14 protein-coding genes, 1 tRNA gene and 1 pseudogene are annotated in these 11413 nt (G+C 65.8%); 12 read left to right on the top strand and 4 right to left on the bottom strand.

Features of this window, described 5'->3' with window-relative positions:
- Positions 1 to 201 (top strand): hypothetical protein (locus AC1HC7_RS03295; protein ID WP_479498684.1); only part of this gene is annotated, 201 nt, incomplete at its 5' end.
- A gap of 103 nt (positions 202 to 304) precedes the next feature.
- Complete coding sequence (locus AC1HC7_RS03290; protein ID WP_479498685.1) at positions 305 to 1090, top strand: IclR family transcriptional regulator; 786 nt, start codon at positions 305 to 307, stop codon at positions 1088 to 1090.
- A gap of 17 nt (positions 1091 to 1107) precedes the next feature.
- On the opposite strand, the gene AC1HC7_RS03285 is transcribed toward AC1HC7_RS03290, so the two are convergent.
- Both AC1HC7_RS03285 and AC1HC7_RS03280 read right to left on the bottom strand, forming a co-directional pair.
- On the bottom strand, positions 1108 to 2172 hold the full coding sequence (locus AC1HC7_RS03285) for a Gfo/Idh/MocA family protein (RefSeq protein WP_479498683.1): 1065 nt from the start codon (positions 2170 to 2172) through the stop codon (positions 1108 to 1110).
- A complete protein-coding gene (locus AC1HC7_RS03280) occupies positions 2169 to 2309 on the bottom strand; it encodes a hypothetical protein (protein ID WP_479498682.1) in 141 nt (46 codons plus the stop codon). The genes AC1HC7_RS03285 and AC1HC7_RS03280 overlap by 4 nt, the downstream gene beginning before the upstream one ends.
- Positions 2310 to 2670: 361 nt before the next feature.
- Between AC1HC7_RS03280 and AC1HC7_RS03275 the strand changes: the two genes are divergently transcribed.
- The 10 genes and pseudogenes from AC1HC7_RS03275 to AC1HC7_RS03230 all read left to right on the top strand — a co-directional run bounded on the left by AC1HC7_RS03275 (position 2671) and on the right by AC1HC7_RS03230 (position 8582).
- Positions 2671 to 2892, top strand: a complete 222-nt coding sequence (locus AC1HC7_RS03275) for a hypothetical protein (RefSeq protein ID WP_479498686.1) — start codon at positions 2671 to 2673, stop codon at positions 2890 to 2892.
- A 2-nt stretch (positions 2893 to 2894) separates the two neighbouring features.
- Positions 2895 to 4013: a mandelate racemase/muconate lactonizing enzyme family protein gene (locus AC1HC7_RS03270; RefSeq protein WP_479498681.1), complete on the top strand. Its 1119-nt coding sequence runs from the start codon at positions 2895 to 2897 to the stop codon at positions 4011 to 4013.
- A gap of 1 nt (position 4014) precedes the next feature.
- Complete coding sequence (locus AC1HC7_RS03265; RefSeq protein WP_479498680.1) at positions 4015 to 4344, top strand: L-rhamnose mutarotase; 330 nt, start codon at positions 4015 to 4017, stop codon at positions 4342 to 4344.
- Positions 4337 to 5011, top strand: a complete 675-nt coding sequence (locus AC1HC7_RS03260) for an RraA family protein (RefSeq protein ID WP_479498679.1) — start codon at positions 4337 to 4339, stop codon at positions 5009 to 5011. Before AC1HC7_RS03265 ends, AC1HC7_RS03260 begins: the two co-directional genes overlap by 8 nt.
- A 197-nt stretch (positions 5012 to 5208) precedes the next feature.
- The gene (locus AC1HC7_RS03255; RefSeq protein WP_479498678.1) at positions 5209 to 5466 is read left to right on the top strand and encodes a UxaA family hydrolase; all 258 of its coding nucleotides are present in this window, start codon (positions 5209 to 5211) and stop codon (positions 5464 to 5466) included.
- A pseudogene (locus tag AC1HC7_RS03250) lies at positions 5463 to 5768 on the top strand (UxaA family hydrolase); the annotation flags it as partial. The gene AC1HC7_RS03255 and the pseudogene AC1HC7_RS03250, both read left to right, overlap by 4 nt.
- A complete protein-coding gene (locus AC1HC7_RS03245; protein ID WP_479498677.1) occupies positions 5668 to 6666 on the top strand; it encodes a hypothetical protein in 999 nt (332 codons plus the stop codon). The pseudogene AC1HC7_RS03250 and the gene AC1HC7_RS03245, both read left to right, overlap by 101 nt.
- Positions 6667 to 6685: 19 nt before the next feature.
- Positions 6686 to 7423, top strand: coding sequence for an SDR family oxidoreductase (locus tag AC1HC7_RS03240; protein ID WP_479498676.1), 738 nt, complete (start codon positions 6686 to 6688; stop codon positions 7421 to 7423).
- A 114-nt stretch (positions 7424 to 7537) separates the two neighbouring features.
- Complete coding sequence (locus AC1HC7_RS03235) at positions 7538 to 8425, top strand: amidohydrolase family protein (protein ID WP_479498675.1); 888 nt, start codon at positions 7538 to 7540, stop codon at positions 8423 to 8425.
- 67 nt (positions 8426 to 8492) lie between these two features.
- Positions 8493 to 8582: transfer RNA gene (locus AC1HC7_RS03230), tRNA-Ser, on the top strand.
- Between the two features lie 348 nt (positions 8583 to 8930).
- Here AC1HC7_RS03230 and AC1HC7_RS03225 read toward each other — a convergent pair.
- Both AC1HC7_RS03225 and AC1HC7_RS03220 read right to left on the bottom strand, forming a co-directional pair.
- Positions 8931 to 10589, bottom strand: coding sequence for a type I restriction-modification system subunit M (locus AC1HC7_RS03225; RefSeq protein ID WP_479498674.1), 1659 nt, complete (start codon positions 10587 to 10589; stop codon positions 8931 to 8933).
- On the bottom strand, positions 10586 to 11413 hold an 828-nt coding region (locus AC1HC7_RS03220; protein ID WP_479498673.1), incomplete at its 5' end, for a hypothetical protein. The genes AC1HC7_RS03225 and AC1HC7_RS03220, both read right to left, overlap by 4 nt.

Raw genomic sequence — 11413 nt, 5'->3', positions numbered from 1 at the left:
GACGCGGACGCGGCGCTGGAGCGCGCGGGTCTGGCGGCGCGGCGCGACGGCGCCCTGGTTCTCAGCGCCGCCGGCGTCGCGGCGCGCGCCCGGGTCGAGAAAGCCGAAGCGGCGTGGGAGGAGTCCTGCCTCGCCGGGCTTGACGCCGCCGAGGTGGCGACTCTGACCCGCCTGCTGGCGCGGATTCAGGCGCCGGACTGACCTTTCGGCTCGGGCGGCCTCTTGCCGCGCGCCCGGTTTCAAATATGAAATCCGAACCCGGCGCCACGCGGCGCGCCGCCCCATGGAGACCGCTTTGGCCCCAGTGAAAAAATATTCGGCGCCGGCGCTGGAAAAGGGGCTCGACATCCTCGAATTGCTGTCGCGCCAGGAATTCGGCCTCAGCCAGACCGACGTCGCCCGGGCGCTGAACCGCTCGGTGGGCGAGGTGTTCCGCATGATCGTGGTGCTTCAGGATCGCGGCTACGTGATGCAGGAGCCGGGCAGCGACCGCTACGTGCTGACCACCTTCCTGTTCGAGATCGCCCACCGCATCCCGCTGGTGCGCCGCCTCACCGCGCTGGCCGGACCGCTGATGCGCCGCCTGACGCCGCAGATCAACCAGTCGGTGCATCTGGCCATCGCCAATGGCGACCATGTGCTGGTGATCGGGCAGGTGGACAGCCCCGGCGACAATGTCATGAGCGTGCGGCTCGGGGCCAAGATCGATTTCTGGCGCGCCTCGTCGGGGCGGGTGATCGTCGCGCATCTGCCGCGCGCCAGCCTGATGGAGATCATCGAGAAGGCGCCGCTGCCCGACGGCGTGACGCTGGCGCAGATCGAGGCGGATCTGGCCGGCATCCGCAAGCTCGGCCACGAGGTCATGGACAGTTTCGTGGTCGGCGGGGTGGTCAACATCTCGGCGCCGATCATCGATCATTCCGGCCACGCCATCGCGGCGCTGACCATCCCGCATATCCGGCGGCTCGACGCCCGCGCCACTTTCAGCGATTGCCAGGCCGCGCTGGTGCAGGCGGCGCGCAGCCTGTCGATCAGCCTCGGAGGCGGCGCGGCGCCGGCGGCGGGCGACGGCGCCGACGCGCCGGACTGACCCGCACAGGCGGGCCTTCAGTCGGATTCGAGCGCCACGCCGGGCAGGTCGTTGGCCTCGAAGCAGGCCTCGACCAGCGCCATGGTCCTGAAGGCGTCCTCGACCGGCGAGACCAGCGCCGCGTCCTCGCCCGCGTCGAAACGCTGGACGTTGGACATGGTCCCGATGAAGGCGTCGACGAACCAGTTCCCGGTCAGGTCGATCGCGCGCCAGTCGCCGCCGGATTCGCAGATCCACAGCTCGTCGGGCTCGCCCCTGGGGTAGTCGTGGAGGATGCCCATCTTCACCGCCATCGCGCCCCTGGTTCCCTCGAACCGGAATTTTCCGGTCTGGAACCTTCGCCCGCATTGGTGGTTGTGGTTGATGCTCATCAGCACCCGCAGATCGCCGCCGTAATCGAGGATCGCCGAGGTGCGGGTCTGGGCCCAGTCCCTGGCGCGCGGATCGCCCATGCTGCGCGCGAACACGCCGACGGGATCGCCCGCCACGGCGCGGATGGCGTCGAGATAGTGGATCGAGTGCACGGCGATCTCGACGCGCTGCATGGGGATCAGGAACGGGAACAGTTTCCAGGGGGTGAAGATGTTCAGATGCACCTCGATCTCCAGCAGATCGCCGAGCAGCCCCCGCCGGACGCCATCAATCGCCGCCATCATCATCGGCGCGAAGCGCAGCTGGAAATTCACCGCCGCCTTGAGTTTCCTTTCGGCGCAGACGGCGCGGATCTCGCGCGCTTGCCGCAGGTCGGCGCCCATGGGTTTCTGGATCAGCGCGGCGGCGCCGTCGGGCAGCGCGCGCAGGATTTCGGCGATGGCGTGGGGCGGGGTGGCGAGGTCGTAGACCGCATTCAGCCCGTTGTCGGCCACCGCGCCTTCCAGCGATTCATAGACCTGCGGCAGATCCCAGTCCGCAGCCAGCGAGGCCGATTGCGCCGGGTCCAGATCAAACACCCCCTTCACCGGGAAGCCGGCCTTGCGATAGGCGGGCAGATGCGCGTCGCGGGTGATGCCCCCGGCGCCGATGACGACGATGGGCTTGGGATTGGCGGGGCGCGGCCAGGTCTGGCGCAGCGGCGCGGTCATTGCGGCGCCTTCCGGCGTTCGACCGGCAGGACATGTTCGCGGAACATCATGGTTTTGCCTTTCTGGCTGCGGATTTCGGCGGCCTCGATCACATGGCCGCAGGCGGGGCGTTTCGGGTCGTCGGATTTCGAGGCCACGGTGACGGTGGTCTTCAGGGCCTCCCCGGCATGGACCGGGCGGGGGAATCGCAGGCGATCATAGCCGCAGGCCGTGGCGCGCGGGTTGATCGGCGCGGCGCATGGCGCAACGCATTATTTTATATTTGCACCAATATTTGACATGCAAAATGACACATGCGATTTGCGGAGCGATGATGCGCGGCGAGAACGACCGCGACGGGAGGACGACTTGGCCGAAATCGCGCAGTTTCGGGGCCTGACCTGGGATCACAGCCGCGGCTTGGACCCCATGGTCGCCACTGCGCGCGCCTGTCGGCGCCGGCGCCCGGACAGCTCCGCCGGGGGCCGGCGCCAGCGCGTCGCCATGGGGCGGGCCATCATGCGCCAGCCGCAGGCGTTCCTGTTCGACGAGCCGCTGTCCAGCCTCGACGCCAAGCTGGGCGCCGAGACCATCCTGTTCTGCAGTTTCGCCGGGATGTCGATTCAGGCCAAGATGTTCAACCCGCGCAGCGTCGCCCCCGGCGAAACGCTGGATTTCCGATGCGCGCGCGACAAGACGCATCTGTACGACGCCGAGACCGGCGAAAGCCTGAGGATCTGAGCATGGCTGCGATCGAAAAAATCGACATCCGCATGGTCAACCTGATCCCGCCGGTGAAGCGCACCGACGCGATCCAGACCTTCGAATCCCAGGAAACGCCGATCGTCACGATCACCGACAGCGACGGCGCCGTGGGCACGGGATATTCATACACCATCGGCGCCGGGGGGGCGGCGATCGTCAGCCTGTTGCGCGAAACCCTGGCCCCGGCGGCGATCGGGCGCGAGGCCGGGGATGTGGAGGGCAACTGGCGCGCGCTGCTGTTTCGCACCCATGCGACCTCGGTCGGGGCGATCACCTCGCTGGCGCTGGCGGCGCTGGACGTCGCGCTGTGGGATCTGCGCTGCCGCAAGGCCGGGCTGGCGCTGCACCGCATGGCGGGCGGCGCGCAGGCCGAGGTGCCGCTGTATTCCACCGAGGGCGGCTGGCTGCATGTGCCGCTCGACGATCTGGTGGCCGACGCGCTGGCGGTGAAGGCCAGGGGCTTCTGCGGCGCCAAGATAAAGATCGGCGCGCCGCATATCGCCACCGACGCGGCGCGGCTGGCGGCGGTGCGCGACGCGACGGGCCCGGATTTCGACATCATGGTGGACGCCAATCAGGCGTTTACGCGCGCCGAGGCCATGCGCCGCGCCCATATGCTGGAACGCTGCGGCATCGCCTGGTTCGAGGAACCCATGCCCGCCGACGACATCGGCGGCCACGCCGATCTGGCCCGCCGGACCAGCGTGCCGGTGGCGGTGGGCGAGAGCCTGTATTCCCTGTCGCAGTTCAAGGAGTATCTGGCGCGCGACGCCTGCGCGATCGTTCAGGCCGACGCGGGGCGCATCGGCGGGGTCACGCCCTGGCTGAAGGCGGCGCATCTGGCCGAGGCCTTCAACATGCCGATCTGTCCGCATTTCCTCATGGAATTGCACGTGTCGCTGGTCTGCGCCGTGCCCAACGCGCCGACCCTGGAATACATCCCGCAGCTCGACCGGATCACCCATTCGCGGCTGCTGATCGACAATGGCCGCGCCCGGCCCCCGGACGATCCCGGGCTGGGCATCGACTGGGACTGGCGGGCCATCGCGGCGCTGGAGATCGGCGACGCGCGCGCCACCGTGACGAAAGGCGGATGACATGCAGCGCATGGGCATGACGATCAAGCTGAAACCCGGCAAGGTGGAGGCTTGCCGGCGCCTGCACGCCGATGTCTGGCCCGACATCCTGGCGATGATCTCGGCCTGCGGCATCCGCAATTGTTCGATCTGGCCGAAGGAACCCGAGAACCTGCTGTTCGGCTATTGGGAATGCCACGGCGATGATTTCGCCGCCGACGCCGCGAAAATGGCCGCCGACCCGCGCACGCGGCAATGGTGGGCGGTCTGCTCGCCCTGTCAGGACCCTTTCAATGCCCGCGCGGAGGGCGAATGGTGGGCGAAGATGGAGGAGGTTTTTCATCGTGAATGACATTTCGAACCCCGATCCGACCGGCCAGATCACCGCCCGCCTGTCCAGATGCCACACCGGGGCGGTGCATGACGTGATGCGCGGCCTCGGGCTGCGCAATTTCACCCTGCCCCATGACCTGACGCCGCTGATGCCCGAACGGCCGCTATGCGGTCCGGTCTTCACCATCGAGGGCATGGTGGACGAGTCCGCCGACGCGCATCAGACATTGCTGGAATGGACCGGCCTGCTGTCCCGCGCCCGGCCCGGGCATGTCTGGGTGTGCCAGCCCCATGACGGGCGCACCGCCCTGATGGGCGAATTGTCGGCCGAGACGCTGCAAGGGAAAGGCGTGCTCGGCTGCGTCATCGACGGCGGAATCCGCGACGCGAATTTTCTCATCGAGATGGGGTTCCAGAGCTGGCGGCGCTTTCACACGCCGCGCGACATCGTCGGGCGCTGGCGGCCGCGCGGCGTCGATGTGGACATCGTCATCGGCGAGGTGCTGATCCGCCCCGGGGATTTTCTCAGCGGCGACCGCGACGGCATGGTGCGCATCCCCGGCGACATCGTCGGCGAGGTGGCGGCCCAGGCCGAAATCGCCATGCGCACCGAGAACAAGGTGCGCACCGCAATCCTCGCCGGGACCGACCCGCAGGAAGCCTATCTGCAATTCGGAAAGTTCTGAGCCGCCCATGCGCCTCGCCGGGCTCGACATCCGCTGCCCCCGCCATGACGGCGCCGCCATCCCGGCGGGGGCGTCGGGCGCGGCGCATCAGGCCGCCGCCTTCGCCGCGCTTCGGGGATGCCGCGCATGACCGCCGACCGCCGACCGCCCCGACCCGCCCCGACCCCCGTCTGCTGCTGCTGTCGCCGCGCGACAACGTGCTGGTGCTGGTCGCGCCGATCGGCCCCGATGAAGCCGTGCTGATCGAGGGCGCGCGCCGCGTGGCGGCGCCCCGCATCGGCCTTGGCCACAAGCTGGCGCGCCGGGCGATCGCGGCGGGGGAAAGGGTGGTGAAGCACGGCGCGCCCATCGGTTCGGCGACGCGCGACATCGCGCCGGGGGAGCACGTGCATGTGCACAACCTGAAAAGCGACTGCACGGCGACCCATGCGCTGGACCCGGAGGACGAGGCATGACCATGCGAGGCCACCCGCGCCGCGACGGGCGCAAGGGCATCCGCAACGTGGCGGCGGTGGCCTGTCTGGTGGAATGCGCCCGTCACGTGGCGCGCGAGATCGCCGCGCCCCACCGCGCGGATGCGCATCTGATCGGCTTTTCCGGCTGCTTTCCGAACGACTGCGCGCAGCGGATGATGGAGAAGCTCTGCACCCATCCCAATGTCGGCGCGATGCTGCTGGTGTCGCTGGGCTGCGAGAGCTTCAATCGCCGCAAGCTGGAACAGGTGGTGCGCGACAGCGGCCGCCCGGCGGAGACCGTCGTCATCCAGCGCGCCGGCGGCGCCCGCGTCTCGATCGAGGCCGGGCGGGGGTGGCTGGCCGCGCAGGTCGCGGCGCTGGCCGGGGCGGCGACGGTTCCCATGGCGATCGACGATCTGGTCATCGGCGCCGTCTGCGGCGGCTCCGACGGCGCCAGCGGCCTCACCGGCAACCCGGCGGTGGGGGGGGGAGGGGGGGCGGGCCTTCGATCAGCTCGCCGCCATGGGCGCCGCCTGCATCTTCGAGGAAACCGGCGAACTGATCGGCTGCGAGGGAATCATGGCGACCCGCGCCGCCACCCCGGCGCTGGCCGACGAGCTGCGCGCCGCGGTGGCCAAGGCGGCGCGGTATCATGCGGTGCCGGGCCACGGAAGCTTCGCCTCGGGCAACGCCGATGGCGGGCTCACCACCATCGAGGAGAAATCAATGGGCGCCTACGCCAAGTCCGGCATGTCGCCCATCGCCGGGCTGATCAAGCCGGGCGACGCGCCGCCCCGGGGCGGGCTCTGCCTGATGGACGTGGCGCCCGACGGCGAGGTGCGCTTCGGAGTCCCCAACATCTCGGACAACGCCGAAATCGTCGAGATGATGGCCTCGGGCGCGCATATGACCCTGTTCGTCACCGGGCGGGGCTCGGTGGTCGGCCCGGCCATCGCGCCGGTGATCAAGATCGCCGCCAATCCGGAGATGTTCGCGCGGATTTCCGACGACATGGACGTGAACGCCGGGCGCATCCTGCAGGACGAGGCGACGCTCGACGAGGTCGGCGACGAGATCGTGGCGCAGATGCGCCGGGTCGCCGGCGGCGGCGAAAGCCGGTCCGAGAAACTTGGCCATTGCGAATTCATCCTGACCTATAAATCATTCGACCCCATCGGGCCGGCCTGCCTGCCGGTCTAGCAAGACATCGGAGACCGGAATGGACAGACTGAAGAACAAGACCTGCCTCGTGACCGCCGCGGGCCAGGGCATTGGCCGGGCCAGCGCGCTGGCCATGCATCGCGAGGGCGCGCGGGTCTTCGCCACCGACATCAACGAAACGGCGCTGGCGGACCTGGCGGCCGAGGGGCTGGAGACCTTCGCGCTCAACGTGCGCGAGCCCGACTCCATCGCCGCGGCCGCGGCGCGCACCGGGCCGCTCGATGCGCTGTTCAACTGCGCCGGCTTCGTGGAGCACGGGACCATCCTCGATTGCGACGAGGACGCCTGGGCCTTTTCGCTCGATCTCAACGTCACCGCCATGTACCGGATGATGCGCGCCTTCCTGCCGGGGATGCTGGACAATGGCGGCGGTTCGATCATCAACATGGCCTCGGTGGCCTCGTCGGTGATCGCCGCGCCGAACCGGTTCTCCTACGGCGCCACCAAGGCGGCGGTGATCGGCATGACCAAGGCGGTGGCCGCAGATTACGTGGCGCAGGGCATCCGCTGCAACGCGCTGTGCCCGGGCACGGTGGAATCGCCTTCGCTGCAGGACCGGATGCGCGCGCAGGGCGATTACGAAACGGCGCGCGCCGGGTTCCTCGCCCGTCAGCCCATGGGCCGCCTGGGCCAGCCGGAGGAGATCGCCGCGCTGGTGGTGTATCTGGCCTCGGACGACTCATCCTTCACCACCGGCGCCGCCCATGTGATCGACGGCGGCTGGTCCAACACCTGACCGGGGGGCGGCCCATCCCGGGGGCGGGGCCTGGCCCTCCCCCGGAGAACCCCGCCGAATTCCCCGCCTGGACCCCCGCGCATCGCGCCCCCAACAGCCTGACGGAGACACGACATGACACCCCTGCTCGACACCCACATGCATCTGGTTCTGCCCGAGACGGCGCGCTGTTCCTGGACCGACGACATCCCGGTGCTGGCGGGACGGGCGTTCACCCTCGACGACTACGCCGCCGTCACTGCTGGCAAGGGCGTCGGCGCCAAGCTGTTCATGGAGACCGGCGTCGACGACGCCGACTATCAGGCCGAGATCCGCCATGTTGCGGGCCTCGCCGCCGATCCGGGCAACGGCATCCTCGGCCTCATCGCCTCCTGCCGGCCCGAGATCGACGCCGGTTTCGACGCCTGGCTGGAGGAATGCGCCGACCTGCCGGTGGTCGGCTTCCGGCGCATCCTCCACGTGGTCGATGACGCCATGTCGCGCGACGCCGGATTTCGCGCCAACATCCGCAAGATCGGGCGGCGCGGCCTGACGTTCGACATGTGCTTTCTGGCCCGTCAGCTGCCCATCGCGCTTGACCTGGCCAAGGCTTGCGATGGCATGTCGCTGATCCTCGACCATTGCGGCGTGCCCGACATCGCCGGCGGCGAAACCACCGCCTGGCGGCGCGACATGAACGCGCTGGCGGCGCTGCCCAACGTCACCTGCAAGCTGTCGGGCGTGATGGCCTATTGCGCGCCGGGCGAGGCCTCGGCGGAGGCGATCCGCCCCTGGGTCGCCCATGTTCTGGAGGCCTTCGGCCCCGACCGCATCCTTTGGGGCGGCGACTGGCCGGTGGTCGACATGGCCAACGGCCTCGGCGACTGGATCGACGCGACGCGCGGGTTTCTGGACGCGCTCGCGCCCGCCGAGTCCGCGAAAATCGCCCACGAAACCGCGATGCGGGTCTACGGAGTCCCGTTCCCGCAAGCCAGCGCGCCCGACGCCGCCCGCCACCCCTGACCGCCGCCGCGCGCGCCCGCGCAAAATACGGTTGCAGCGCATAGGGTAGTCCCATATAGCGGTCAGCGGAGACGTGGCCGAGTGGTCGAAGGCGCTCCCCTGCTAAGGGAGTAAACGGGTGACCGTTTCGAGGGTTCGAATCCCTTCGTCTCCGCCACTGTTCTGTGAGGAATGTTTCTCTGCCTGCGCTGCCGCCGGATTTTTCCGTTGTTTTCAAGGGTTACGCCGACGGGCTATTCACCTTGGTGGCCGCGAAATACCGGAAATTGGTCTCTCCGGGCCGTTTTTCTCTGAACCTCTTGACTGCGGTGATTTGGTGAATTTTCTGCAACATACTGAAATCACATCATTATTTTGCAACGCAACCTAAACACTTCGATGTCAGTGGCTTCTTCGGAGAAACGACCGGGATCGGACGTTCGCCAATGCGTAAACAGAGTGCGGGAACATTGGCATGTCGGTACCAACTCCGTCCGGAATCCTCCTGTGAATGCCCGTGAAGGTGTCAATCGGGAGCCTGCTTGGAATCAAGTGGCAGCGTCGGTATGGTCAGTTCTTTCAGGTAGTCGTTGTGTTTCCGAGTCGCCGAGGCAATCCGCTTATGCAGGTCGGAAAGCTGTCGATGCACTGCGTCGAGATTTACGCGTTCCTCCGGTCTCGCGGTGCTGGCATAGCGTGAGATGTTGAGATTGAAATCGTGCTCCTCCGCGATTGCCTCCATGCCGACCCTGCGAGCAACGAAGTAGGAGCCATTGTCCAACTCTTCCTTGGCTTCCCGCCGGTGCCGATAGGTGTCAATGATCTTGCCGATATGCTCAGGCAATAGCGTGTTCTGCCGCTTTCCTGGCGCATAGAGTTCGGCCGCATTTATGAACAGTACGTCGTCGGGTTGCTTGCACTTCTTCAGAACAAGAATGCATACCGGGATCCCCGTGGAATAGAAGAGCTTGGGGGGCAAGCCGATGACGGTATCGATATGACCATCCTTGAGCAGCTTCGTTCGGATCTTCTTTTCCGCGCCCCCGCGAAACAGCACGCCGTGGGGCAGGATGATGGCCATCGTTCCCTCGCGTGACAGAAAGTGAAAACCATGCAGGAGGAAGGCGAAGTCTGCTGCGGATTTGGGCGCCAGGCCATAGCCCTTGAACCGGAAGTCTTCCGCCATTTCCTCGTTCGGGGTCCAGCGGTAGCTGAAGGGCGGATTGGCGACCACCGCGTCGAACTCGATCTTTTTTGCGGGGTTCTGCTCTCGCAGAATGTCCCAGTCATTGAGCAGGCTATCGCCGTGATGGATTTCGAATTCGGAATCGCGCACGCCGTGCAGCAGCATGTTCATCCGCGCGAGGTTGTAGGTGGTGATGTTCTTTTCCTGACCATACAGCTTGCCGATGCCGTGCTTGCCCATATTCCGGCGGACATTGAGCAGCAGCGAGCCGGAACCGCAGGCGAAATCCAGCACACGGTTGAGCTTTGTCCGCTTACCTGATGCCGGGTCCTGGCTGTCCAGCGCCACGATGCCCGAGAGGATGCTTGAAATCTCCTGCGGCGTGTAGAACTCGCCAGCTTTTTTGCCGGAGCCGGCCGCGAACTGACCGATCAGGTATTCATAGGCATCGCCCAAGAGATCGCGGTCGGAAGGGAATTCCGCAAGGCCCTCGGCGATCTTCTGGATGATCGTGCACAGGCGTTCGTTGCGCTGCTTGTAGGTCTTGCCGAGTTTTTCGGAATCGAGATTGATCTCGGAAAACAGGCCCTGGAAATTGCTGGAGAACGACTCGTTCTCGATGAACTTGAAGCCGCGTTGAAGGGTGTGCAGCAGCTCATCATTCTGGGTTCGGGCCATCTCGGCGATGGAGTTCCAGAGGTGATCGGGCTTGATGATGTAGTGCACCTTGCGGCGCATCACCTGTTCGAATTCCTCGATGTCATCAGGGTTCTGCTCATACCACACGGCAAGCGGCGAACGTCTTTCGCCTTGGGCAAGCTCGGGCCAGTCGGGGCCAAGTTCGGTCTTGGCCGCCGCCTCGTAATTGGCTGACAGGTAGCGCAGGAACAGGAACGACAGCATGTAGTCGCGGAAATCATCCGCGTTCATCGCGCCGCGCAGTTCGTCGGCAATGGCCCAGAGTGTCTTGCCCAAGCGGATTTGATCTTGATCGGTCATGCGGTGGCCTCCTCGACTTCAGCCTCGGGAAACAGCTCGGGGTTGAAGCAGTATTTCTTCATGAAATTACCGAGTAGTTTGTGAAAAATCGCTTTGTTGTCTTCGACCATCTCCCTAGGCTCGAAAAGGGAGTAACCCCCGTGACTTAACAGCTGCACGTACCGCAATTGAAGTTCCTCGTCGTCATCCCGATCCGAGATATCCGCAACGAACTTCTTCAAACCGTTATACCCGTGAAAAGTTGCAGCCTTTTCCATGATGCTGCGCAGAATCGTGAAGTGGTATGGGTACAGGGTTCCCGAACGAGATATCTCCCAAAGCTCCTTGAGCATTGCAACATGGTAAAATCTCGGAGTGTCACCGGTGTCGTTTAATGCGTAACTCTCTCCAACGCGGTTCAGGTAGAACCGCCGCGCGTTCTTGATTTCGTTGCACAGCACATTGAAGAACAGCGTGTGGTGCGATGAGATCACCGCCTTCAGCCGCTCCTGCTTTTTCAGCATCCGGGCCAGATGCGCGGCGACGGCGATGGCGTTGTTTTCATCGAGCGAGGAAATCGGATCGTCGATATAGAGGTATCTGACCCAGTCATAGGCTTCCTGCCCGTCGATCGCCAGCTGGGCGATGGCGAGGAAGAAAAACCAGATGAAGATGTTTTCCTCGCCGCGCGAAATCTTGATGTTGTCACGCCTGAAGGTCTTGAAGCTGCCGTCTTCCTGAAGCACGCGCTCGTCGCGGAAGAAGCTGATCTCACCATTCGCGTAGTCAATCCTGAAGTCGAATTCGCAATAGCGCTGCACCAGCGGGCGGATGCGGTTTTCCAT

The sequence above is a fragment of the Oceanicella sp. genome (genome assembly GCF_056449545.1).
The sequence above is the reverse complement of the archived record's forward strand: the minus strand, read 5'-3'. Positions and strand labels throughout refer to the sequence as shown.

Coding starts and splice junctions, on each gene's coding strand:
- AC1HC7_RS03285 (WP_479498683.1), bottom strand. CDS start 2,172: ATGACCGCGCCGCTGCGCCAGACCTGGCCGCGCCCCGCCAATCCCAAG.
- AC1HC7_RS03225 (WP_479498674.1), bottom strand. CDS start 10,589: ATGACCGATCAAGATCAAATCCGCTTGGGCAAGACACTCTGGGCCATT.
- AC1HC7_RS03270 (WP_479498681.1), top strand. CDS start 2,895: ATGGCTGCGATCGAAAAAATCGACATCCGCATGGTCAACCTGATCCCG.
- AC1HC7_RS03275 (WP_479498686.1), top strand. CDS start 2,671: ATGCGCCAGCCGCAGGCGTTCCTGTTCGACGAGCCGCTGTCCAGCCTC.
- AC1HC7_RS03265 (WP_479498680.1), top strand. CDS start 4,015: ATGCAGCGCATGGGCATGACGATCAAGCTGAAACCCGGCAAGGTGGAG.
- AC1HC7_RS03240 (WP_479498676.1), top strand. CDS start 6,686: ATGGACAGACTGAAGAACAAGACCTGCCTCGTGACCGCCGCGGGCCAG.
- AC1HC7_RS03245 (WP_479498677.1), top strand. CDS start 5,668: ATGTCGGCGCGATGCTGCTGGTGTCGCTGGGCTGCGAGAGCTTCAATC.
- AC1HC7_RS03235 (WP_479498675.1), top strand. CDS start 7,538: ATGACACCCCTGCTCGACACCCACATGCATCTGGTTCTGCCCGAGACG.